This is a genomic window from Micromonospora sp. WMMA1363, from assembly GCF_030345795.1.
Classification (GTDB): Bacteria; Actinomycetota; Actinomycetes; order Mycobacteriales; family Micromonosporaceae; genus Micromonospora.
In genome coordinates, this window is sequence record NZ_JAUALB010000001.1 from 3,570,114 (window position 1) to 3,593,563 (window position 23,450).

The window sequence follows — 23,450 nt, forward strand, 5'->3', positions numbered from 1 at the left end:
TCGATGACTGGTGCGCCGATGAGGAAAGACTTGGTCATCTCGATCAACCCCTGTGGGGCGATCGAAGCAAGCCCACGCCTGGTGGCCGCCGCTTGCGGAGGCGGGGGAGTAGGCGTCCTCGATCTTGCCGGCGGTGGTCGGGACATGGCGCGCGCCGTCGAACAGGCCTCGTCGTGGTCGGCCGGACCGGTCGGTGTCCGGGTGCCCGCCGGCTGTGCGGCCACCCTCGCCGAGGTGGAACGGGCGGCGTCGGGATGCTTGGATCTTGTGGTTCTACCGGGGGACAGCCCGTGGGACGTGGCCCGGACCGTCGCGCGCCACCGGGTCCTGGCGGAGGTGTGCAGCGTCGCCGAGGCCCGCACGGCGGCCGCGGCCGGTGCACACGGGTTGATCGCCAGGGGGACGGAGACGGGCGGACGGGTCAGCGAGCTCAGTTCGTTCGTGCTGCTACAGCAGCTGCTGGCCGACGACAGGCTCGGCCTGCCGATCTGGGTGGCTGGTGGCGTGGGGTGGCACACAGCGGCTGCCTGCGTGGTCGGCGGGGCGGCAGGAGTGGTACTGGACAGCCAGCTGGCGTTGATGCCGGAGTCCGACCTGCCCGAGGACGTCATGGCCGTCATCCGACGGATGGACGGTTCGGAGGCCGTCCTCGATGGAGGGGTGCGAGGTATTCACCCCGGCGGGCGGCGTGACGGCGGGTCCGGGTTGCTGCCGGTGGGCCAGGATGGCTGGTTGGCGGCGGTGTTCCGGCGGCGGTGGCGGGATACCAAGACCGCCGTGCGGGGCGTGGTATCCGCCATCGAGCAGGCCGTTGCCGCCGAGGCGGCGGGGACTTTGGCCCCCGGCGCGCCGATGGCGCAGGGGTTGGGTATCCGGCTACCGGTGGCGCAGGGCCCGATGACGCGGGTCAGCGACACAGGGCAATTTGCCGCGGCGGTGGCCGACGGCGGTGGACTGCCGTTCATCGCGCTCGCTCTCGCGAGCGGGGAGCGATCCCGGACGTTGCTGCGGGAGGCGGCCGACGCGGTGGGGGACCGGCCCTGGGGCGTGGGAATTCTGGGGTTCACGTCGGAACAGGTGCGAGCGGAGCAGATTGCGGCGGTACGCGAGATCGGTCCGCAGGTGGTGATCATCGCTGGCGGCCGGCCGGCACAGGCCAAGGCCTTCGAAGGGGAAGGTATCGCCGCGTTTCTGCATGTGCCGTCATCGGGCTTGCTGCGTCAGTTTCTGCGCTCCGGGGCACGCCGGTTCGTCTTCGAGGGCGCGGAGTGTGGCGGCCATGTGGGGCCGCGTACCAGCTTCGGGTTGTGGGAGGGGCAGGTGGCGGTGCTGGAGGAGTTCCTGGACGCCGCGCCCGCCGGGACCGGCGAGCAGGTGCAGGTGTGGTTCGCCGGCGGCATCCACGACGCCCGGTCCGCGGCGATGGTGGCGGCGGTTGCGCTACCGCTGGTCAGACGGGGTGTCGCGGTCGGGGTGCTGATGGGCACCGCGTACCTGTTCACCGACGAGGCGGTGGCGTGTGGGGCGATCCGGCCGCTGTTCCAGCGTGAGGTGCTGGCGGCGACGGAGACGGTGTTGTTGGAGACGGCCCCGGGGCACGTGACGAGATGCTTGAACAGCCCGTTCGTCGACGAATTCCAACGGATTCGGGAGGAGTTGGCGGCGACGGGGGCGCAGGGCCAGCACCTGTGGGACCCGCTGGAGACGCTCAACATGGGCCGGTTGCGGATCGCGAGTAAGGGGATTCGCCGCGAGGGTGATTCGCTGGTGGAGGTCGAGGAGGCCGGTCAGCGTGTCGAAGGGATGTTCATGGCCGGCCAGGTCGCGGTCCTGCGGGACGCGAGGACGACAATTGCCGCCCTGCACGCGGACGTCACCACCGGTGCGCAGGCGTTCTACGCCGAGCGCGTCGCCGCCCTGACGCCGGGCGCGGAGCGGACCCTGGATGAGCCACCGACGCCGTTGGACATCGCGATCGTCGGGATGTCGTGCGTCATGCCCGGCTCGCCGGACCTGGCCGCCTTCTGGCAGGCGATCCTGGCAGGGCGGGACACGATCACCGAGGTGCCCGCCGATCGATGGGATGTGGACACGTACCACGACCAGCAGGCCAGGCCGGGTAAGGCCGGACACCCCACCACCGCCTCGAAATGGGGCGGATTCGTCCCGCCGGTGCCCTTCGACGCCATCGGCTACGGCATCCCCCCGGCGTCGTTGGCCAGCATCGAACCGGCTCAGTTGCTCGCGTTGGAGGTGGCGCACCGCGCTCTGATCGAGGCCGGCTACCCGTGCGACGAGTCGGGCGTCGACCACAGTCGTACCGGGGTGGTGTTCGGCGCGGAGAGCGGCAGCGACCTGTCGCAGGCCTACGATCTCCAGATCACCTTGCCTGCCCACCTTGGCGATCTCCCCGCCGAGCTGGCCGATGTGCTTCCCACGATCACCGAGGACAGCTTCCCCGGAGTGCTGGCCAACGTGATGGCCGGGCGGGTGGCCAACCGACTTGACCTCGGTGGACCGAACTTCGTCGTCAACGCGGCGTGTGCGTCGTCGCTGGCCGCGGTCGACGCCGCGTGTAAGGAGTTGAACGCGGGCACCAGCGACCTGATGATCTGCGGCGGGGTGGACCTGCACAACGCCATCTACGACTTCGTCATGTTCACCTCGGTGCACGCGTTGTCGGCGACCGGCCGGTGTCGCACGTTCGACGCCACCGGTGACGGCATCGCCCTCGGCGAAGGAGCAGCCTGTGTCGTGCTGAAGCGGTTGGCCGACGCCGAACGCGACGGTGACCGCATCTACGCCGTCATCAAGGGACTCGGCGCCGGCAGCGACGGGCGGGCGCTGGGCCTGACCGCTCCCCGCGCCGAGGGACAGCGTCGGGCGCTGGACCGCGCCTACGCGGCTGCCGGCATCTCGCCACGCCAGGTCGGCCTGGTCGAGGCGCACGGCACCGGGACCGTTGTCGGTGATCGCACCGAACTCCAGACCCTGACCCACTTGTTCACCGACCACGACGCACGGCCTGGTAGCTGCGCGCTCGGCTCAGTGAAGTCACAGATCGGGCACACCAAGTGCGCCGCCGGCCTCGCCGGAATGATCAAGGCCGCCCTCGCACTGCACACCGCGGTCACGCCGCCGACCATCAACCTCACCCGTCCCAATCCGGCATGGGATCCGTCGACCAGCCCGTTCGTCTTCCACACTGAGCCCCGTCCGTGGAACTCCCCGGCCGCCGAGCGGTTCGCCGCGGTCAGCGCGTTCGGGTTCGGCGGCACCAACTACCACGCGGTTCTCGCCGCCCACCGCAGCGTCCCCGAACCACGCCACACCTACGACGAATGGCCGGCGGAGCTGTTCTGCTTCCGCGGCCGCGACCGCGAATCGGCGCACCAGGCGGTGCGCAGATTCGCGGCCACCGCGCAGTCCACCGACCGGTACGGTCAGCCGTGGCGGCTACGCGACCTGGCCGCCACGCTCGCCAACCAGATGGACCCCCGCCAGGGGCCGGTCCAGCTCGCCGTCGTCGCCCGCGACCGGCACGAGCTGAGCCATCTGCTTCGCCGCGCGACGGACGGTGAGCACGACCCGCGTCGTGGGCTGATCCAACCGCCGGAACGGACAGCGGCGGAGGACGGCGTCGGGAAGGTGGCGTTCCTGTTCCCGGGGCAGGGCAGCCAGCGTCGGGGAGCCCTGGTCGACCTGTTCGTCGCGTTCCCCGAGATCCGGAAGTACCTCGGCCCAGACGAGTGGTGGACGAATGTGCTGTTCCCTCCCGCGGCGTTCGATCCGACGACCGAACAGGAACAGCACGAGCGGGTCCGGGACACGCGGGTCGCGCAGCCCGCGCTCGGCATCGGCGGTCTCGCCGTCAACCACCTGCTCCACCGCCTCAACGTCCGCCCCGACCTCGCGGGTGGCCACAGCTATGGAGAACTTGTCGCCCTCTGCGTCGCTGGCGCGTACGGCGCCGAGACCCTGCTGGAACTCAGCCGCGAACGGGCGGCCGCGATCCTCGCCGCCGCCGGTGACGACCCCGGCACCATGGCCGCCGTCCACGCTACCGCCGAGCAGACCGCCACCGTGCTCGCCACCGCCGGCCTCGCCGATCACGTGGTGCTCGCCAACCACAACGCGCCGGCGCAGGTGGTGATCTCCGGTGCCACGCCGGCGGTCGAGGCGGCGGTCACCGCGCTGAGGTCGGCCGGACTGTCCGGACGGGTGCTGCCGGTGGCCTGCGCGTTCCACAGCCCGGTCGTGGCCGGTGGGGTGGAACGCTTCGCGCGGGCGCTCGCCGAACACCCGGTCGTTCCGCCACGCATCCCGGTCTGGTCCAACCAGGATGCCACCCCGTACCCCGACGACGACGCCGGTCAGGTACGGCACCGGCTCGCGGCCCAGATCGGCGCGCCGGTGCGGTTCGTCGACCAGATCGAAGGGATGTATGCCAGCGGTGCCCGCACCTTCGTCGAGGTCGGCCCTGGGCACGTTCTCACCCGCCTCGTGCAGGCCGTGCTCGGCGACCGGCCCCACCTCGCCGTCGCCTGTGACCGCGACTCGGGCGAGGGCCTACGGGATCTGCTCACCGCGGTGGCGGAACTGGCGTGCGCCGGCGTGCCGGTCCAGACCGGCTGGCTTTTCCACGGCCGGGACATCACCGAGGTGCCCGCCACCGAGCCCGCCAAGCACCCGGTCTGGAGCGTCAGCGGTCGCCTCGTCCGGGACCGCGACGGTGCGTGTCCTCCCGGGGGCCTGACACCCCCCCGACGTGTCAAGGAGCTGACCATGAGCGCATCAGTGGGACCCACCGGCGGAGGAGACCACGAAAAGTTGATCACCGACTTCCTTCGCACCAGCCGCGAACTGATCGCCACTCAGCGCGATGTCATGCTCGCCTACTTCGGTGGCAGCGGTGGTCGGCTCGTCTGGCAGCAGTCAGCGGAGCAACCGCCGGCGATGTTGCCCGCACCGACCACGATGACCAGCGCGGTCGCGCCGCTGTCGCCAACGCTGGCGGCGACCGCGCTTGCGGCCGTGACCGATGGTGCGGCGTCCATCGGCGGCACCGCTGTCGTACCGGCCGCCAGAACGGCGCCGGCGGCTGAGGAATTCTCCAGCATGGTGCTGTCGGTGATCAGTGAGCGGACCGGATACCCGGTCGACATGATCGACGTCGACCTGAATCTGGAAGCGGATCTCGGCGTGGACTCGATCAAGCGTGCGGAGGTGGCCGGCGAGGTGGCGACCCGGTTGGGGCTGTCCCCCGACGGCGACGATGCGGAGCTCGACGATTCGGAGCTGGAGGGCCTGGTCAAGAGCGGCACGGTACGCACGATGGTCGACTGGCTGCAGGCGCGGGCACGTGCGGTGACGGCCACCGGTGCGCCGGCAACGACCCCGGCCCCGCCCGGCGCGTCGTCACCGGTCTCGGCGTCGCTCGCCACACCGTTGTCGACCGACCTGGACTGGCTCCTCGACTTGTCCGCCCGGGCCGCGTCGTCCACGCCGACGGTGGACGCGGCTCTCCCGGGTCAGCGAGGCAGCGCACCGCCCGCGGCGGTGGCCGGCGACGGCGCGGCAGCGGCAGCGGCAGCGGCAGCGGCTCACGATGTGCCACCCGGCATCGCGCCGACACGTCTGGTGCCCCGGCTGGTGCCTGCGGCGGACGCGGCGGTGGAGCCGACCGCCACGCTGACGGGCACGACGCTCCTGGTGACCGGGGACAGCCCGGTAGCGGCGCGGGTAGTCGAGCTGTTGCGCGAATCCGGGGCGAACGTGCGTATCGGCAGCGTCCGCGACGACGAAGCAGCCGACGGGGTCGACGGCCTGCTCCTCGTCGACGGGCTGAGCGGAGCCGAGGCACCCATGCTGCCCGGCGCGTTCACGCTCATCAGGCGTGCCGTGACGGGTGGCGTGCGCTGGCTGGTGGCGGTGGCCGACCGAACCGCCGGTCCATGCGCCGACGGGCTGGTTGGGCTCTTCCGCACCGTCGCCCGGGAGTATCCGCAGACCGTCACCCGGATGGTCATCGTGAATGGTTCGGACCCCGCCGAACGCCTCGCCCGGCAACTCGTCGAGGAGATGCTGACCCCGGGCGACACACCGGTGGTCGACCGCAGCGACGGAGGGCGGTGTACGAGCGTTCTGGTGCCGGAGAGCCTGGGCGTGTCGGCCGTCGCCGGGGCGGGGCCCGCCGGCGACGGTGCGGCCGAGGTGCCCGCGGTCGGTCTGGACCGCGATGCGGTGGTGGTGCTGGTCGGCGGCGCTCGTGGGATCACCGCCGGGATCGCCCGAACTCTCGCTGCTGCCTGCGGGTGCCGGATCGAGCTGATTGGCCGGACACCGCTGCCGGATGAGCCGGAAGACCCGCTGCTCGCCGGCGCGGCCGACCCGACGGCGCTGCGGGCCGCGCTGGCCGACCAGGGCATGCGCGAACCCTCCCGGATCGCGCGGCGGGCCCGCGAGATCCTCGCCGTCCGAGAGGTGCGGGCGACCTTGCGGGAGGTGCGCGACGCGGGCAGCCAGGTGCGCTATCACGCCCTCGACGTCCGGGACGAACAGGCGACCCGCGACCTCATCACGTCGATCCACGGCGAGTTCGGGCGCCTCGACGGGCTGGTGTACGCCGCCGGATTGATCGAGGACAAGTTGATCGCCGACAAGGACACCCAGTCGTTCGCCCGGGTCTTCAACACCAAGGTCAGCGGTGCCCAGACGCTGCTGGTCGCGCTGGACGAGCTGAAGTGCACACCGACCTTCGTGGTGCTGTTCGGCAGTATCGCCACCTTCAACGGCACCCGGGGCCAGGCGGACTACGCCGCCGCCAACGACGCCCTGGAGACGATGGGCGCTCGCTGGGCGACGAGGACCGGTAACCGGTGTCTCACCGTGCACTGGGGTCCGTGGGCGCCGGCCGCGGGCCACGCCGGCATGGTCACCGTCGAGCTGAGCAAGCACTACGCCCGCCACGGTGTCGGGATGGTCAAGCCGCAGGAGGGAGTGTCGAGCCTGCTCAGCGAGCTGGCCTATGGCGACCCCACCCGGACCGCGGTCGTCTACGTCGCCGTGGGCCGGTGAGCGGGATGACCGGTCACCAGATCGCGATCGTGGGGATGGCCGCGCTGATGCCCTCGGCCGGCGACCTGGAGAGTTTCCGGCGCAACCTCGTTGATGGTGTCGATGCGATCACGGACGTGCCGCCGCACCGCGTGGACCCGCTGTTCTACGACCCGCAGCAGGCGCACCGGCCCGACCGGCTGTACTGCCGGCGGGGCGGATTCGTGGACGAGCCGACCACCTTCGACCCGTTGAAATTTGGGATCATGCCCGTTCAGGTCGTGCACGCCGAGCCGGATCAGCTGATCGCGTTGCAGGTCGCCGCGGCCGCGATCGACGATGCGGGCGGCCCGGACCGGCTACCCGAGCGCGACCGGGTCGGTGTGATCATCGGCCGCGGCGGCTACCTGGGCCCCGCCGAGGTCCGTTTCGTCACCCGGATCCGTATCCTCAACCAGGTCATCACGACCGTGTGCGAGCTGGTCCCCGACGTCACGCCCGCCGCGCTTGAGCAAATCCGGCAATGCTTCGACGAGCGATTGGGTGCTCACTCAGCCGAAGGCGCCGTCGGATTCCTGCCCAACCTGGCCGCCTCCCGAATCGCCAACCGGCTTGATCTGCATGGTCCCGCCTACACAGTGGATGCCGCCTGCGCATCGTCGCTGATCGCCATCGACCAGGCAGCCGCCGAGCTGGTGAGCGGCAGGCTCGACGCCGTCCTCGCCGGCGGCGTCCACCATGTCCACGACGTCGTTCTGTGGTCGGTGATGGGCCAGGTGGGTGCGATGTCCCGGCGCGGACAGATCCGCCCGTTCGACACCGCCGCCGACGGGATGCTCCTGGGCGAGGGAACCGGCGTCGTCGTGCTCAAACGCCTGGCCGACGCCGAACGCGACGGCGACCGCGTGTACGCGGTGATCCGCGGTAGCGGAGTCGCCAGTGACGGTCGCGCCGCCAGCCCGTTCAGGACCGACGCTGGCGGCCAGGTGCTCGCCATCCGGCGGGCCTGGGCCGCGGCCGGGCTGGATCCCACCGCACCCGACGCACTGGGCATGCTCGAGGCGCACGGCACCGCCACACCCGCCGGCGACGCCACCGAACTCACCGCCATCGCCGAGGTCTTCGGTCCGCACCCCGGCGGTCCGCCGCCCGTCCTCGGCTCGGTCAAATCCATGATCGGTCATCTCATGCCGGCGGCCGGCATCGCCGGCCTGATCAAGGCAGCTCTCGCCGTCCACCATGGCGTGCAGCTGCCCACTCTGCACTGCGAGACCCCCCGCCCGGAGCTACAGCACAGCAGATTCGCCCCGATCGGCAGCGCGCAGCCATGGGAGAGCACCGGGCCACGTCGCGCCGCCGTCAACGCCTTCGGATTCGGTGGGATCAACGCCCACGTCATTCTCGAAGAGGCCCCTGACTCGTTGGCCGCCCGCAAGGTCAACGGTGGTACAACAGCGTCGCTGGGCGCATCCCGGACGGACAACCAGGGATCCGGCACCGCCACCGCGGTGGTCGCCGTCGATGAGCCCGAGCAGGTGGTGCGGCTGGCCGCACCCGACCCCGACACCCTGCTGCGGTGGCTCGACGCCGACGACCACGCGGTACGCGCGCGCGGCATCGGCCCTGGCCCAGCCAACGCCGTGCCGGGCGGAGCGTGTCGGCTCGGCATCGTCGACCCCGATCCCGGACGACTGGCCGTTGCCCGCAAGGTGGTCGCCAAGGGCCAACCGTGGCGAGGTGGCCGCGACATCTGGTTCACCCCCACCCCGCTGCTCGCCGACCCCGACAGGGGAAAGACCGCCTTCGTCTTCCCCGGCCCGGAGGCCGAGTTCACCCCCCGCACCACGGACCTTGCCGCACACTTCGGCCTACCCGACCAGGACTGGTCCGTTGCGGAGTTCATCCGACACGCCGACGGCATAGTCGAGCTCGGCCTTTTCCTCGCCAAGGCCCTGGACCGGGTCGGCATCACACCCGACGCGGTCGCCGGCTACAGCATGGGTGAGTGGACCGCCGAGGTGGTCGGCGGACGGTACGACGAGTCGGTGATTAACGATGTTCACGCCGCGGTGGGGGCACTCACCTCCCAACCGTCTCGGCACGCCTTCGCGGCGGTCGGCGTCGGCGTCCACCACGTCACACCGCTGCTCGCCGAACACCCCACCGTCGTGCTGACCCACGACAATTCACCCGTGCAGTGCGTGGTCAACGGGCCGGAGCCCGATCTGGACAATCTCATCAAGGCTCTTCGCGACGCAGGCATCCTGTGCCGGAAACTCCCGTTCCGGGCACAATTCCACACACCTGCCTTCGCCTCCGTCCTGGAATCCACAACCATCATGGCGCTAAGCCGGATGCAGGCCCACCCCGCCCGGATACCCATCTGGTCGGCCAACCTCAAGGCACCGTTGCCCGCCGACGACACCCAGATGCACGAGACAAACATCCGGCACATGCGCGAACCAGTCTGGTTCCGCGAAACCGTCGCCGTCATGTACGACGCCGGAATCCGCGTCTTCCTCCAGGCCGGCACTGGACAACTCGCCTCCGTCATCAGCGACAACCTCCGTGGGCGCGACCACCTCGCCATGCCCGTGAACGTCCCCCACCGCAGCGGCCTCAGCCAACTCCGCCGGGTCGCCACCGCCCTGTGGGTGGAGGGCGGCACGCCGAACCTCGATGCCCTCGGCGTCCCGGGCTCCACCGGCGCGGCCGGCCCATGCCCGCCCCGCTTGACCGCCAGCCCGGCCGCGACGGTTCCCGGGGCTCGAACGGCAGCCGCCGCCCCCACGCCTCCGACGCAGGCCATGACACTCGACCTCGGCGGCCCGCTGATCCGGCTCGGTGACCGGGCCCGCGGGCTGCTCCAAGTCCCGGCGCAGGCCGGCGACACGGTCCGCACGCAGCACGGCGATGTCCGCACCGGCCCACAGGCTCTCACCGCGCTACACGGCTTCGCCGCGCGGTCCAGAGCCGCCGCGGAACTCGCCGCGCTGCTGCATGACACCGCGGACAGCGCGGTGACCGTGCTCACGGCGGCCGAGCAAGGCGTACCGGCAACCGGTTCCGGCCAATCGACCGCCGCTCCCGAGCAATCGGCCGCTCCCGCCGGCCGCCCCTCGGCCGGCGCGTACCACACGCTGCTGCGGATCTCTCTCGAGACGATGCCCTACCTGCGCGACCACTCCTTCTTCGTACAGCCTGACGACTGGCCCGACCCGGCAGACCGCTGGCCGCTGGTGCCCGCCGCCACGATGGTCCAACACATGATCGACGCCACCCGTCAGGCAGTGCCCGGGGCACAGGTCGTCGGCGTGCGGGACGCTCGGTTCCGCCGGTGGTGTCTCGCCGCCCCGCCGCAGGACGTGGAGATCACTATCAAAGCGGCGGGTCCAGGGCGGTTCACCGCGTCCTTCGGACGGTACGCGCGAGCGACCATCGAGGTCGCCGCCGGATACCCGGCGGAGTCGCCGGCCGTCTGGCGGCACGATCCGGCCGCGGAACAGCCGCTGACCTACAGCGCAGTACAGAAGTATGCCGAGCGATGGCTTTTCCACGGACCGGCCTTTCAAGGTATCACCGCGATACACGCGCTTGGTCAGCGGCACATCCGCGGCCTGCTAACCACCCCCGCGGCCCCCGGCGCACTGCTCGACAACGCGCTGCAATGCACCACCCACTGGATGCTCAGCACCCAGGACACCCGCACGTCCATCCTGCCAATGGCGCTGGAGGGCGCCCGGTTCTTCGGTCCTGCGCCCAAGGCCGGCACGACGGTCGAGAGCGTCACGCGGGTACGGAGCATCGGTCCAACCGAGATCGTCGCCGACATCCAGCTACACGCCGGCGACCAGGTGTGGGCGCAGTTGGAGGGTGTCGCCTACCGACGCCTCGACGGCCTTCGCCGACTCCCGGAACGCCTCCCCGCGCGTTTCCCCCTCAGCGAACGTCGACCGGAGGGATGGACAACGTTCTTCGACCGCTACGCCGATCCGATCAGCCGGAACCTGCTGGCGTACTCGATCCTCGGAGCCAGCTCATCGGCCGTCTATGACCGACAGCCGCTCAAGGACCGCATACAGTGGCTGGCTGGCCGGATCGCGGCCGTGGACGCGGTTCGGATCCAGTTGTGGGACCGGGGCCACGCCGAGGTCTACCCCATCGAATTGACGGTCACCGACGATCCCTCCGGGCGGCCTCGCATGCACTCGCGCCCCGGCCGCGCCTTTGGCGAATGGGACATATCGTTCGCCAGCACCCGGGAGATCGGCGTGGCCATCGCCAAGCCACAGCTGCCTCACACGCCGGTGGACGCGGCCGGGGTCGGCATCGACGTCGTCGAGGTCGACGCTCACGCAAATAGCGCCGCCGAGCTCGCGCTGTCCGATCAGGAGCTCAAGCTGATCGACGGGATGGGCACCGACGGCGACGGGCGTCGCGGGTGGCTCGCCCGGTTCAGGACGGCCGAAAACGCTGTCGCCAAGGCCGAAGGAATCTTTGCCGACAGTCGACGGTTCACCGTGGTGGCCGCCACGCCAACCACCCTCACCGTCCAAGCCGGCACGCGCATCTACGAGGTGGGGTGTCGGGAGGTAGAAAACCCTGACGATCTGCCGCCACGACGGTATGTCGTCTGCTGGACCTGGGGTCCCCAGCCCGCTTCACCACTACCGAATTGACCTTCACCAGAGCATTGCTCGCCGGTCGCATGCGACGACCAGAAAGGACATGGCATGACCACCGATCGCGCTGTCATCCTCGCGGAGTTCACCGACATGCTCGTAGCGGTCATGGACCGCAGCGGAGTGGACGAAGAGGTGACGATGGAAACCACCTTCCGGGAAGACCTCGGTATGGAGAGCATCGACGTCGTCGCACTCGCGGGCCGCCTCCAGGCCCGCTACGGCGGCACCGTCAACTTTGCGCTTTTCATGAGCACCCCGGAATTGGAGGCCGAACGCGACCTGCGGGTCGGGCAACTTGTCGAGTACATCGCCGAATCACTCGATCGCGCTGGGCAGAGCAGCCACGGCGATGCGCAGGTAACGGAGCACCGTGCAGCCGAAGCCAAAGGTTGACGCATGAGCATGGTGCGGGTCAATGGCATCTCCGTCCACGTCCAGCAGCTGGCACCCAGCGAACCGACCACCGAGGTCGCGCCGGCGAGGTCGGCACACGGACCGGCAGCGAGCCCCGTCATTGTCATGATCCATGGCTTGGTGTTCGATACCCTGGCCAGTTGGTACCTGACCGTGGCCCACTCATTCGCCGACGCCGGCTTCCGAGTCGTCATGTATGACCTGCGCGGGCACGGCCGCAGCGAACGGCCTCCTGAGGGCTACCGCCTGGACGACTTCGTCGACGATCTCGAGGCGCTGCTGGCCACCCTGGACATCACCAGCCCGACTCACCTGCTGGGCAACTCCTTCGGCGGCACGATCGCGATGGGCTACGCGACCCGTCACCCGGAACGGGTCGCGTCCATCACGGCCGTCGAGTCCGCGCTGCCGACGGAGGCGTGGTGGCGACGGGTGACGCGACGCCTCAGTGAGGCCGCCGAGCTCACATCACGCCTCAGTGACGCCGCCGAGCTCACATCACGCCTCAGTGACGCCGCCGAGCTCACATCACGCCTCAGTGACGCCGCCGAGCTCACATCACGCCTCAGTGACGCCGCCGAGCTCACATCACGCCTCAGTGACGCCGCCGATCCATTATCACACGAAGTGGATTTCCTCAAGAACACTGCCGGGCGCGGCGCGTTGGTCGCCCGGCAGGCCGAGACCGCCCGCCGAGTGCTCGCCACCACGGGCCTGGTGCGGGACATCCCGGTCAGCCGGCTGCCGACCGACGACCAGCTCACCGCCATCTCGTGCCCGGTGCTGTGCGTGTACGGACGTGGTTCCGCCGTCGTCGAACTGGCCCCACAGGTCCAGCGGCTGCTGCCACAGGCCCGTGTGGTCACCGTGCCCGGCCAGCACACCCTCCTCATCGACCAGCCGCACACCGTCCGCGAGATCGTCCTGTCCTGGCTCCAGGATGACTGTGACGGTTGCCATCCCGGACGGCAGCGTCACGTCCGGCAACACGATGATGCCGAACCTCCTCGAACGAGTGACGTCCCGCCGCCAGCCGCCGTGACCCTGACCGCCGACCGTCCCCTTGAGGAGCCATTCGATGACCTCACCGCAGTCTGAATCAGCGATCATCATCAGCACCGGACGGTGTGGATCAACCCTGCTCTCCGACCTGATCGCCGAGCAGGCCGACATCCTCTCGGTGCAGGAGTTCTTCGGGTGGGGCGAGCGCAAAGCGTACGTCGATCGCGAGCTCAGTGGCAATGAATACTGGGCGAGGTTGGCCGAGCCGGATCCTCACCTTTCCACACTGTTCAGGATTGGCCTTCGACCAAAGGAAGTAGTCTATTCCACGAACGGTCGGTGGGCGAACGATCTGGCCAACCTACCCGAAATCCTCGCGATGACCCTGCCCAAGTTGTCCGACGATCCTGACGTATTATTCGACACCCTCTCCCATATCGTGCCCGAGTTCCCGACCCAGCAACTCGGGCGGCATCACCAGATGTTCCTGGATCTGCTCACCTCGCTCACCGGACGACAGCGCTGGGTCGAGCGCTCGGGAGGATCGAGCAGGCTCGCCCCGTACCTGTTCAAGACCTTTCCTTTGGCAAAATTTGTGCACCTGACCAGAAACTTGACGGACACCGCACGGTCCATGAGTCGGCATCCCATCTATCAGATCGCGGAGCTGCGGAACGAGGTGGCCAGACGGCACGAGGGTTTCGACCTGCTTGGGGACACCCGCGGCCAGTCGGTTCCCGAAGAAGTCAAGTGCTACCTGCCTGATCGACTGACAATGGAGATACTACAGGAACGAGGGCAGGACATTGCACGCTTTCTGACCATGTGCGCGTTTTCCGCCAGCCAGGCGGAGCAGGCCATCGCTGATGCCCAACCCCGACGCCTGCTCTGCATGACGTACGAGGACCTTGTCGACGAGCCGGTCGTGCAGCTCCGCCGACTGGGTCGGTTTCTGGAATTCCCCGACTATGAGGAATGGGCGCACCGTGTCGCGGAGCGCGTTGCCGTTCCGGCCGCGCGGCAGGGTCAGTGAGCTGGTTTCGGCGGCGAGGTGGCGAGCAGCCATTCGAAGCACAGCACGGCACCTTCTACGTACACGTCGACGGTGCGCTCGCTGAGCCCGTCGGACCGTGGCGAGGGCCCAAGAGTTGAGCCAGGTGCGGTAGTGCCCAGGATCGGGACGAGGCACCCTTGGGTGCTGGAGGGGCATGGCGATCATCATGCCCGGGGATGCCAGGAGACCGGCATCCCACACAGTCGACAAGCGAGTGGTTCCGTGCATCACTCGGTTGGCCTCTTCCGGAGGCCAACCGACGTTCGTGCCGGTCGAGCCGTGTCGGAGCCCCCGGCCGGGATCGAACCGGCGACATCTCGCTTACAAGGCGTCAGGCTATGTACGGCCAAGCAACCCGTGTTTACCAAGCTGGGCAGGCAAGCGACAACCGCATAGGCGAGATCTGCCTGACACGATGCCTGTCTATCCGACGCGGCGGCGGCGTGACTCGACTGGGCGGCCGGTGCGGAACCGGAGGTACTGCACCCACTCCCGCTTCTCGATCTCGGTGACGTTCGGGTCCTGGAGGATCTCGATGACCTCCTCCACCGTCGCGTCGAGGATCCGCGGCGGCTCCGGCCCGAGCCCCATCTCCTCTCGGGTGAGGTAGCCGAGCGCGACGGCCGCCTCGCGAGGGTCGATGCCCAGCACGCGGCAGACTGCCCGCACCTGCTCGGGGTCCGGGCGCTCGACCCGGCCGGCCTCCCAGCGCAGGTACGTCGACCGCGACAGGCCGGCCTCCTCGATGACGTCCTCCTGCGTCCAGCCTTTCGCCGCCCGTCCCCCTCGGATGAGCTGCGCGAAGTCGCGACCTCTCTGGTCGGGAGACGGCGCCATGCGGACACGGTAGGTCCCCTGATCGGACATTGTCGTCGTCACACGTGACACGTGCCATCGGTGGTACGCGGTCCGGGGGAGTACTGGACGGCAGGTAGAGAGCGCGACATCGGGTGTCATGGATGACACGGTACATCGACCAAATGTCATACGAGAGACTTCGAGCCGCCCCCTTGCGTCTCACTTATGAGACGTGCATGATGGGTGTCATGCATGACACCCCAACACTCCCCCACAGTGTCACCGCCGAGACGTGGCGGTTGCGCTGGGACATCGTCAGCAAACGGTGCACCGCGCTCGAGGCGCACACCGACGACGAGCGCGCCGCACTGATGGGCATCTCCCGCGCCACCCTCGACCGCTGGCGACGTGGCACCCACGCCGCCAGCAGCAAGCGCGAACGCCGCGCCGCCGAACGCCTCGGTCTCCCCCGCGACGCCATGTGGGAGCGGGCCTCATGACCGAGCAACTCCGCAAGGACCGCGCCGCCGCCGGCCGTATCGGCGGACTCCGCCGCGCCGCCCGTGACCTCGACCCCACAGCTACTGCCCGCAGCGGCCAACGCGGCCTCACCGCCCGCTTCGACGCCCAGGTCCCAGCCGAGATCACCGACCCCGCCGAACGGGCCCGCCGGATCGGCCTACTCCGCCGCGCGCACATGGCCGACCTCGCCCACAAGAGCGCTAAAGCCCGCGCGAGGCGAGCCGCATGAGCGCCGTCCAGGTGTTCGCCTACGACGACACCGAGATCCGAACCGTTCTCGCCGACGGAGACCCCTGGTTCGTCGCCGCCGACATCGCCCGCCCGCTCGGATATCGAATGGCATCCGACATGACCCGTCGCCTCGACGAGGACGACAGGGGTACGCGTTCAGTGCGTACCCCATCCGGCCAGCAGGACATGACCGTGATCTCCGAGGCCGGCCTCTACGTTGCGATCCTCGGCAGCAAGGTCCCCGGCGCGAGGGCATTCAAGCGGTGGGTCACGCACGAGGTGCTGCCGGCGATCCGCCGGACCGGCCGCTACGACACGACCCCCGCCATCCCGCAAACCTACGCCGAGGCGCTCCAGCTCGCCGCCGACCAGGCCCGCCAGATCGAGGACCAGGCCGCCAAGCTGGCCGTCGCCGCACCGAAGGCCGAGTCGTGGGACACACTCGCCTCCGCCGACGGCGACTGGTCCGTCCGCGACGCCGCCAAAGTCCTGTCCCGGGACCCGGTGATCGCGCTGGGCGAGCGCCGACTGTTCACGATCCTCGCCCAGCGCGAGTGGATCTTCCGGCAGCGGGGCGACGGACGGTGGCGGGCCTACCAGCGGGCCATCGACGCCGGCTGGCTGTCGGAGCTGCCCGCCTCGCACTACCACCCGCGCAGCGGGGAGCTGGTCCTCGACGCCCCGCAGGTGCGGGTCACCACGAAGGGCCTGCACGACCTGCACCGCCGTCTGGGCGGGTCGCAGCCGCTGCGTACCGGTCAGCAGCTCGAGCTGCTGACGAACCGCGCCTGACACAGGGCGAGCCCCCACCGCACCACCGGCAGGGGCCCAACACCCGGACAAACCCACTCACAGGAGGTCCAGATGCAAGAGCAAACCGTACCGCAGACCACCGCCGCCGAGATCCTCACCGGGCTCACCGCCGTCGGCCTCACCGTCACCGGCCAGCAAATCGAGGCCGACAGCATCAAAGCCATCGCCGCCGGCGCGAAGCCGACCCCACCGGACTACTGGGAGTCCCTCGCCGACAACCTGCGGCAGGCCGCCAACCGGGTCGCCGGGCTCGTCGGCACGCCGGCGCCCGCCTGGACGACCTTGGACATCACGGTCGTCGCCCCGCAGGACGCCAGCATGGCCAGCGCCGCGGTTGTCGACGCGGTCGCCGAGGCGATCGGCGCCACCGCGCTCACCTCCTCCGTCGGGCTCGATCTGCGACAGCACAAGACCGAGACGCGTATCGGCAACCTCCGGGTCGAGGCAATCGCGTACCTGCCGGCGGAGGGGTCGGAGCTGGAGCGGCTGCGGGCCCGGGTCGCCGAGCTGGAGGCCGAGCGCGCCGAGGTGACCCGGTGAGCCCGGCAGCGGCGGAGGCCATCGTCCTGCGGCACCTCACCCCCGACCTAGCCGCCGCCCGCGCCCAGGCCACCAACCCGAAGCCGTAGGAGGCCACCATGACCGAACCCCACACCGCCCGCGTGTACTCCACCACCGACCCGACCATCGTGACCGCGTACCGGGCGACCGCCGCCGCGTTCGCCGAGGTGGGCCGCCGCGCCCGCGAAGACGCCGCCGCGCTGGGCAACAACACCGGTCCGCTCATCGTCAACAGCCGGGTGTCCGCACCAGAGGTCGTCGGCCTCGCCACCGACACCCCGGACGCCCCGCCGGCCGGATGGCGGTACTCGAAGACCGACGAGCACCTGGTGCCCCGCCGCGGCAAGCCGGGCGAGGCCGCGCGGCAGTGGCTCGCCGACCACCAGCCGCCGGACATGCGTGCCGTCATGGAGCTGCACGGCCTGCCCCGGACCGCGAAGCCGGGTGACGACTTCCGGTGGTTCCTGGCCACGCCGGGCCTGTTCGAGCACGACGGGACGGTGTGGGCGATGTACCTGAACGAGCCCGACGGGGACTGCCGGTGGGAGCGGCGGAAGGTGTCGGAGTGGCACGCCGCCCGTGAGGCGATGGAGGCCGCGCAGAAGCCCGCCGAGGTGCCGGCATGAGCTTCGACGTCACCGTGTTGGAAGCCGCCCGCGCCGTGGAGGAACGGGTCCTGAACGGCCTCATGTTGGAGCGGCACGGTCGGGTCGAGGACCCGCACTACGCCGCCGCGACCGAGGCCCGCCGGTTGATCGCCGCCGAGCACGCCCGCCGCCACCCGCTCACCACCGGAGGCCAGCGATGAGCGCCACCAGCATGACGCACTACCGCATCGTCTTCGATCGCATCGGGCGTACGCGAGATGTGCCGCCGCTCGACGCGCACGCCGTGGATGCCGACCACCTGGCGGAGCAGATCTACCGCTACGCCCGCCGCTTCCTGATCTCCAAGGATGTCGAGGTGTGGGTCGGCATGGACCACATGCGTGGCGGCATCACCTGCGGCTTCAGCAACGGCGGCAGCTTCACAATCGAGGACGGTGCCCGGTGAGCGCCCCGACATGGCCGGCCACGGCCGGACCACACACCGACCTCGTCCGTCTTGCCGAGCTCGTCGCGGACACCGACAACCTGATTGATGCCTGCCGGGCCACGGTGGCTGACGTGGAGGCCGCTATCGGCGCCACGGTGCACCTGCCCCGGCACTGTCCCGGCCTGGAGCCGCTGACCGACCCAGCGCTGCGGGAGGTGGCGTGATGGTCGGCATCGACCGTATCGACGGCGGCACCAACACCGCCCGCCTATCCGCCGCTGAACAGGACCGCATCGCCCGCGAACAGCGGCAGGCACACGCACTCGCCTACCTACGCCGACGCGGCCTGGACGGGCCCGGTGACATCGCGGAAATCCTCGGCCTGATCGAGCCCGCCAAACCGCGGCGGCAGCGGCCCGCCCGGACGACCGCCAACCCGGGTCAGGCGCGGTCGTGACCGGCCGGCACCGCCCCGACACCGGACCCATCCACGACGGCCCCCGCTGCTGCCGCGGCTGCTGGACCCCACCCGGCCGCACCCACGGCCCCGCCTGCCCCGCCGCCCCCGCACCCCGGCGGCGCCTCACCTACCCCCTGGACGCCCGCGTGTGGACCGGCCTGCTGATCGGCCTACCCATCGGCGTGTGCCTCTACCTACTGATCGCCCTGCTGATCTGGAGCCTCACATGACCATCGACCTGACCGTCATCACCCTCGACAAGGGCGCCCACAACGACCGCGAGGACGGCGTCTGCCTGCTGGAGGCCGTCGCTTGGTTCGCCGGCGAGCCCCACGACGACGCTCCGCGATGCGTGTCCCCGGTGCTGGGGGCGTTCGGCCGCGGCCTGAACGACGTGCTACCCGACGACCAGCGGCAGTCCCTGGTGCCGTTGATCCCGTCCCTGGTCGGTACCAGGAGCGACGGCCTGGATGAGCGCCGCAGCTACATGGCGCTGGACTGGCTGATCCGCACGTACACCCCGGCGTGGCTGGACCTGGCCGGGTTGACGGTGGAGGCGAGTGCGCTGCGGGATCTGCGGCGCATCGTGGACCTGGCTGCCGCGCAGGCCGCCGGGCCGGTCGTTCGGGTCGGCTACGACAAGGCTGCGGCGGCCAGGGATGCGGCCAGGGCTGCGGCATGGGATGCGGCCAGGGCTGCGGCCAGGGATGCGGCCAGGGCTGCGGCCAGGGCTGCGGCCAGGGCTGCGGCCAGGGCTGCGGCCAGGGCTGCGGCCGGGGCTGCGGCCGGGGCTGCGGCATGGGCTGCGGCCAGGGATGCGGCCAGGGCTGCGGCCAGGGATGCGGCCAGGGATGCGGCCGGGGCTGCGGCATGGGCTGCGGCATGGGATGCGGCCAGGGCTGCGGCATGGGATGCGGCCAGGGCTGCGGCCGGGGCTGCGGCCAGGGCTGCGGCATGGGATGCGCTGAAACCGACCGTTGACCAGCTCCAACGCTCCGCTATCGAGTTGTACAGCGCGCTGATCCAGCCGCCGGAGGTGGACCGGTGACCGCCGTCGATGAGCTGACCGCCGCCCTCGAGCTGACCCGCGCCGCCCTCGACGAGGCCAACCGGCGCCGCACCGTCGCCGAAGCCGACAGCGCGGCCCTGACCCGCATCAACCACGGCCTGGCCGGTGAGCGGGACCGCCTCGCCGACCAACTGGACATCGCCCACGCCGCCTGCGACCGGCTGACCCGGCACACCCGCCAATGGCGGCAGGTCGCCGATGGCCTGGCCTGTGAGAACCGGGACCTCCGCGCCCAACGCGACCGGGCGCTCACCACCAGCCAGCAACTGCGCGTCGGCATCCTCACCACCCGCGAGACGACGGGGGCAGACCGGTGAACGGCCTACGCGGCCTGGCCGCCCGGCTACGAAGCCGCCCCGACCACGAACCCAGCCCCGACGTTGAGGAGTGGCTCGACGACCTCCGCGCAGCCCTCACACAACCCACCGGCGAGCTGGCGGAGCGGCTCCGCATCCGTCCCCGGCGGGAGGCGGCCCGGTGAAACTCTCGGCCGTCCGCCACAACCACACCCCCAACGCCGCCGACCTTCTCGCCGCCGCCGAGGAGTGGCAGGAGCGGGCACTGTGCGCGCAAACCGACCCGGAGGCGTTCTTCCCCGACAAGGGCCAGCAGCCGAACGCCGCCAAACGGATCTGCCGCCGCTGCGACGTCGAAACCGAATGCCTCCAGTACGCCCTGGAGCACGACATCCGCTGGGGCGTGTGGGGCGGGCACTCCGAGCGGGAGCGGCGCAAGCTCAAGCGACAGGCGGCGGCGTGATGGGCGCCGGACGGTGGATCAACATCGCCGCCGCCGTACAAGCCGTCTTCAACGGCGGGAAACCCTGCGCGGGCGGCTGCGGCTGGCCCGTCCACCCCGCCGCAACCCTCGGCCCCAACGGGCAGCCCGACGTGTTCGACCGGCACCCCGGCTGCGAACCCGGCGGCCAACAACCACGGGCAGTCAGCGGGAGGCGGCCGTGAACACGTGCGTCGTGACCGAACCGGGGCTCTACCCCGACATGGACGAGGCCGAGTACCACCGCGACCCCGTCCCAGCCGGCAGCCTCTCCAGCACCGGCGCCCGAAAGCTACTCACCCGTACACCCGCGCACTTCGACTACGAACGCCGCAACCCTCCCACCAGCACCGACGACTTCGACTTCGGCAAGGTCGCCCACCAGTTGATCCTCGGCGTCGGCGCACCCATCGCCCGCGTTGAGGCCAAGGACTGGCGCACCAACAAAGCCAAGGACGCCCGGGAAGCCGCCTACGCCGCCGGCCAGGTGCCGCTGCTCGCCGCCGACCACGACCGGGCCATCCGCCTCGCCGATGCAGTCCGCCGGCACCGGCTCGCCGCCACCCTGCTCACCGCCGGACAGCCCGAGCAGTCCACGTTCTGGGTCGACCCGACCACCGGGATCTGGCGACGCGCCCGCTTCGACTGGCTCCGCACCGACGGCACCGTCGTCGACGTCAAGACCTGCCAGTCCGCGGCCGAGGCGGACGTGTCGAAGTCGTCGGCGAACTACGGCTACCACCAGCAGGCCGCCTGGTACCTCGACGCCGTCCGCGACCTCGGACTCAGCGACAACCCGGCGTTCGTCTTCATCTTCGTCGAGAAGGCCCCGCCGCACCTGGTCCACGTCGTCCAGCTCGGCCCGGACGACGTCGCCGCCGGCCACGCCCGCAACCGCAAGGCCATCGCCACGTACGCCGAGTGTCAGTCCACCGGCGTGTGGCCGGGCTACCCGGACGACATCACCACCATCTCCCTGCCCGCCTACGCCCTCCGAACCCAGGAGTTCTGATGCCCCCCACATGTTCTGCCTCGCCTCCAACGACGAGGACTTCGGCTCTCTCGTCGAATGCACCCGCCGGCGCGGACACGACAACCACCACTGCGACAGCCGCAAGCGGCTCGCCTGGGACGCCGACGGCGAGGTCGAGTGCTTCGCCGGATTCGGCGGCTACGACCACGGTCAGCCGCCCAACCGGAAGGCCCTCCGAGGCACCTTCACCCACCCGAACCGCGCCCAGCGGCGCATCCTGAAGTGAGGATCCCATGACCGACGTCGCCGTCCGCCAGGACCAGCACCTCGACATCCCCACCAGCACCGAACCCGCCACCGCCCAACTCGTCCAGTGGGCGCAGGCCGCCGAAGCCGCCGGCCAGTTCGCCGAGGCCGTCTGCAACACCTCCGCCGTCCCCCAGGCATACCGCGGCAAACCCGCCGAAGCCGCCGCCGCGATCCTCGCCGGCGCCGAAGTCGGCCTGTCCCCGATGGCGTCCCTGCGGGCGTTCGACAACATCCAAGGCACCCCCGCCCCGAAAGCCATCACCCTCCGCGCCATCACCCAAGGACTCGGCCACCAGGTCCGCATCGACGAGTCCACCGCCGTGACCGCCGTCGTGTCCGGCCGCCGCAACGGCGACACCGACTGGCAAACCTCCACCTGGACCATCGCACGCGCCCAGCAGATGGGCCTCACCTCGAAGAGCCAGTGGAAGCAGCAGCCCGCCGCCATGCTCGTCGCCCGCGCCACCGCCGAGGTGTGCCGGTGGATCGCCTCCGACGCGATCATGGGCATGCCCTACACCGCCGAAGAAATCCGCGACCAAGGCGCGCAGGTAGACGCCCGGCCCGCACCGCGGATCGTGTCCGCCGCCGACTTCCTGCCAGCCGACGAGCCGACGCCCGCCACCGAGACCAGCGACCCGACCGACCCACACGGCCTATCCGCCGCCGTGGACAAGCCGCTCACCGCCGCCGACATCCTCGACGAAATCGCCACGGCCCCCACCCAGGCACGCCTCGACGAGATCAAAGCCGCCTGCCAGCAACAAGGCATCCGCGACCCGCAAATCCTCGACGCCTGGTCCACCCGGTCCGCTCAGATCGCCGAGGCGGCCTAAGCCATGACCACCGTCATCGACCGCCCCACCCCCAAGAGCGTCGGCAAAACCGCCTACGAGCGGTACCGCCGCAAGCAGATCGCCTACGGCCGGTGGCAGCGGTGGGCCGACCCCGAACCCGTCCGCGAACACATCCTCGCCCTACGCCGCAACGGCGTCGGCCGCGACACCCTCGGCCGGCTCGCCGCCGTCGACGACAGCCACATCAGCAAAATCGCCTGCCGCCGAGTCACGAAGGTGACCATCGACGTCGCCGAACGGATCCTCGCCGTCACCAACCCCAAACCACACGTGGTCGACGCCACCGGCGCCCGCCGACGCCTCCAAGCCCTCGGCGCCATCGGCTGGGACCAATCAACCCTCGGCCCACGCATCGGCTGGCAGGTCGGCGCTATCAACCTGATCGTCCGCGGCAGGCGCACCCGCATCGAGCAGGCCACCAACGAACGAATCCACCAGATGTACGAGGAACTGTCGGCCACCCCCGCACCCGACGGATACGCCTCCAAAGTGGCCCGCCGGGCGGCGCAGCGCAACGGCTGGGTGCCGCCCCTCGCGTGGGACGACGACACCATCGACGACCCGCACGCCCAGCCGAACCTGGGCGACCCGACAGGCGACCTCGTCGACGAGGTCGCCGTCCGGCGGGCCCTCGCCGGAGACCGGATCCGCCTCACCCCCGCCGAGAAGGTCCACGCGTTCCGCGCCGGCTACACCGCCGGCATGACCACCAACGCCATCGCCGCAGCCTTACACCTGTCCGGCTCGAAAATCCAGCAACTCGCCGCCGCCGCCAAAACGGCCTGACGGTTAGCCCCGCCCGGACCCGGCCGGCACCGCGCATCAAGCGCGCGA

At 70.5% G+C, this 23,450-nt stretch carries 24 protein-coding genes and 1 tRNA gene; 23 read left to right on the forward strand and 2 right to left on the reverse strand.

Annotated elements, in window-relative coordinates; translation table 11 throughout:
- Positions 1-18: 18 nt before the first annotated feature.
- The 5 genes from QTQ03_RS16460 to QTQ03_RS16480 are packed head-to-tail and all read left to right on the forward strand — an operon-like array spanning position 19 to position 14,190.
- Entirely contained in the window at positions 19-7,077 is a 7,059-nt protein-coding gene (locus tag QTQ03_RS16460; protein ID WP_289278815.1) for a type I polyketide synthase, read from the forward strand.
- A 5-nt stretch (positions 7,078-7,082) separates the two neighbouring features.
- Positions 7,083-11,735, forward strand: coding sequence for a type I polyketide synthase (locus QTQ03_RS16465; protein ID WP_289278816.1), 4,653 nt, complete (start codon positions 7,083-7,085; stop codon positions 11,733-11,735).
- 54 nt (positions 11,736-11,789) lie between these two features.
- A complete protein-coding gene (locus QTQ03_RS16470) occupies positions 11,790-12,134 on the forward strand; it encodes an acyl carrier protein (RefSeq protein ID WP_289278817.1) in 345 nt (114 codons plus the stop codon).
- A 3-nt stretch (positions 12,135-12,137) separates the two neighbouring features.
- A complete protein-coding gene (locus QTQ03_RS16475; RefSeq protein WP_289278818.1) occupies positions 12,138-13,253 on the forward strand; it encodes an alpha/beta fold hydrolase in 1,116 nt (371 codons plus the stop codon).
- Positions 13,234-14,190: a sulfotransferase family protein gene (locus QTQ03_RS16480; protein ID WP_289278819.1), complete on the forward strand. Its 957-nt coding sequence runs from the start codon at positions 13,234-13,236 to the stop codon at positions 14,188-14,190. The genes QTQ03_RS16475 and QTQ03_RS16480 overlap by 20 nt, the downstream gene beginning before the upstream one ends.
- Positions 14,191-14,497: 307 nt before the next feature.
- On the opposite strand, the gene QTQ03_RS16485 is transcribed toward QTQ03_RS16480, so the two are convergent.
- Positions 14,498-14,586 (reverse strand) — tRNA-Ser (locus QTQ03_RS16485).
- A gap of 48 nt (positions 14,587-14,634) precedes the next feature.
- Positions 14,635-15,048: a helix-turn-helix domain-containing protein gene (locus QTQ03_RS16490; RefSeq protein ID WP_289278820.1), complete on the reverse strand. Its 414-nt coding sequence runs from the start codon at positions 15,046-15,048 to the stop codon at positions 14,635-14,637.
- Between the two features lie 209 nt (positions 15,049-15,257).
- On the opposite strand from QTQ03_RS16490, the gene QTQ03_RS16495 reads away from it, so the two are divergent.
- The 18 genes from QTQ03_RS16495 (at position 15,258) to QTQ03_RS16580 (ending at position 23,402) form a co-directional block, all read left to right on the forward strand.
- Positions 15,258-15,509 (forward strand): hypothetical protein, encoded by a 252-nt coding sequence (locus QTQ03_RS16495; RefSeq protein WP_289278821.1) that lies wholly within the window; start codon positions 15,258-15,260, stop codon positions 15,507-15,509.
- Positions 15,506-15,760 carry a hypothetical protein gene (locus QTQ03_RS16500; protein WP_289278822.1) on the forward strand — a complete coding sequence of 85 codons (255 nt, stop codon included), beginning with the start codon at positions 15,506-15,508 and terminating at the stop codon, positions 15,758-15,760. Before QTQ03_RS16495 ends, QTQ03_RS16500 begins: the two co-directional genes overlap by 4 nt.
- A complete protein-coding gene (locus QTQ03_RS16505) occupies positions 15,757-16,554 on the forward strand; it encodes a phage antirepressor KilAC domain-containing protein (RefSeq protein ID WP_289278823.1) in 798 nt (265 codons plus the stop codon). The genes QTQ03_RS16500 and QTQ03_RS16505 overlap by 4 nt, the downstream gene beginning before the upstream one ends.
- Positions 16,555-16,626: 72 nt before the next feature.
- Positions 16,627-17,115 carry a hypothetical protein gene (locus QTQ03_RS16510; protein WP_289278824.1) on the forward strand — a complete coding sequence of 163 codons (489 nt, stop codon included), beginning with the start codon at positions 16,627-16,629 and terminating at the stop codon, positions 17,113-17,115.
- Between the two features lie 98 nt (positions 17,116-17,213).
- Positions 17,214-17,762, forward strand: a complete 549-nt coding sequence (locus tag QTQ03_RS16515) for a hypothetical protein (protein ID WP_289278825.1) — start codon at positions 17,214-17,216, stop codon at positions 17,760-17,762.
- Positions 17,759-17,944, forward strand: coding sequence for a hypothetical protein (locus QTQ03_RS16520; protein ID WP_289278826.1), 186 nt, complete (start codon positions 17,759-17,761; stop codon positions 17,942-17,944). The genes QTQ03_RS16515 and QTQ03_RS16520 overlap by 4 nt, the downstream gene beginning before the upstream one ends.
- On the forward strand, positions 17,941-18,189 hold the full coding sequence (locus QTQ03_RS16525; protein WP_289278827.1) for a hypothetical protein: 249 nt from the start codon (positions 17,941-17,943) through the stop codon (positions 18,187-18,189). Before QTQ03_RS16520 ends, QTQ03_RS16525 begins: the two co-directional genes overlap by 4 nt.
- A complete protein-coding gene (locus QTQ03_RS16530; protein WP_289278828.1) occupies positions 18,186-18,395 on the forward strand; it encodes a hypothetical protein in 210 nt (69 codons plus the stop codon). The genes QTQ03_RS16525 and QTQ03_RS16530 overlap by 4 nt, the downstream gene beginning before the upstream one ends.
- Positions 18,395-18,628, forward strand: coding sequence for a hypothetical protein (locus tag QTQ03_RS16535; RefSeq protein WP_289278829.1), 234 nt, complete (start codon positions 18,395-18,397; stop codon positions 18,626-18,628). The genes QTQ03_RS16530 and QTQ03_RS16535 overlap by 1 nt, the downstream gene beginning before the upstream one ends.
- Positions 18,625-18,861 (forward strand): hypothetical protein, encoded by a 237-nt coding sequence (locus QTQ03_RS16540; RefSeq protein WP_289278830.1) that lies wholly within the window; start codon positions 18,625-18,627, stop codon positions 18,859-18,861. The genes QTQ03_RS16535 and QTQ03_RS16540 overlap by 4 nt, the downstream gene beginning before the upstream one ends.
- Positions 18,858-19,679 (forward strand): hypothetical protein, encoded by an 822-nt coding sequence (locus QTQ03_RS16545; protein ID WP_289278831.1) that lies wholly within the window; start codon positions 18,858-18,860, stop codon positions 19,677-19,679. The genes QTQ03_RS16540 and QTQ03_RS16545 overlap by 4 nt, the downstream gene beginning before the upstream one ends.
- Positions 19,676-20,017, forward strand: coding sequence for a hypothetical protein (locus QTQ03_RS16550; protein ID WP_289278832.1), 342 nt, complete (start codon positions 19,676-19,678; stop codon positions 20,015-20,017). The genes QTQ03_RS16545 and QTQ03_RS16550 overlap by 4 nt, the downstream gene beginning before the upstream one ends.
- Positions 20,014-20,181, forward strand: a complete 168-nt coding sequence (locus QTQ03_RS16555) for a hypothetical protein (protein WP_289278833.1) — start codon at positions 20,014-20,016, stop codon at positions 20,179-20,181. The genes QTQ03_RS16550 and QTQ03_RS16555 overlap by 4 nt, the downstream gene beginning before the upstream one ends.
- Positions 20,178-20,459 carry a WhiB family transcriptional regulator gene (locus tag QTQ03_RS16560; protein ID WP_289278834.1) on the forward strand — a complete coding sequence of 94 codons (282 nt, stop codon included), beginning with the start codon at positions 20,178-20,180 and terminating at the stop codon, positions 20,457-20,459. Before QTQ03_RS16555 ends, QTQ03_RS16560 begins: the two co-directional genes overlap by 4 nt.
- A gap of 199 nt (positions 20,460-20,658) precedes the next feature.
- Entirely contained in the window at positions 20,659-21,489 is an 831-nt protein-coding gene (locus tag QTQ03_RS16565) for a PD-(D/E)XK nuclease-like domain-containing protein (RefSeq protein WP_289278835.1), read from the forward strand.
- A 10-nt stretch (positions 21,490-21,499) separates the two neighbouring features.
- The gene (locus QTQ03_RS16570; RefSeq protein ID WP_289278836.1) at positions 21,500-21,736 is read left to right on the forward strand and encodes a hypothetical protein; all 237 of its coding nucleotides are present in this window, start codon (positions 21,500-21,502) and stop codon (positions 21,734-21,736) included.
- Between the two features lie 7 nt (positions 21,737-21,743).
- On the forward strand, positions 21,744-22,595 hold the full coding sequence (locus QTQ03_RS16575) for a hypothetical protein (RefSeq protein WP_289278837.1): 852 nt from the start codon (positions 21,744-21,746) through the stop codon (positions 22,593-22,595).
- Positions 22,596-22,598: 3 nt separating this feature from the next.
- Positions 22,599-23,402 carry a hypothetical protein gene (locus QTQ03_RS16580; protein ID WP_289278838.1) on the forward strand — a complete coding sequence of 268 codons (804 nt, stop codon included), beginning with the start codon at positions 22,599-22,601 and terminating at the stop codon, positions 23,400-23,402.
- Positions 23,403-23,450: the final 48 nt, after the last annotated feature.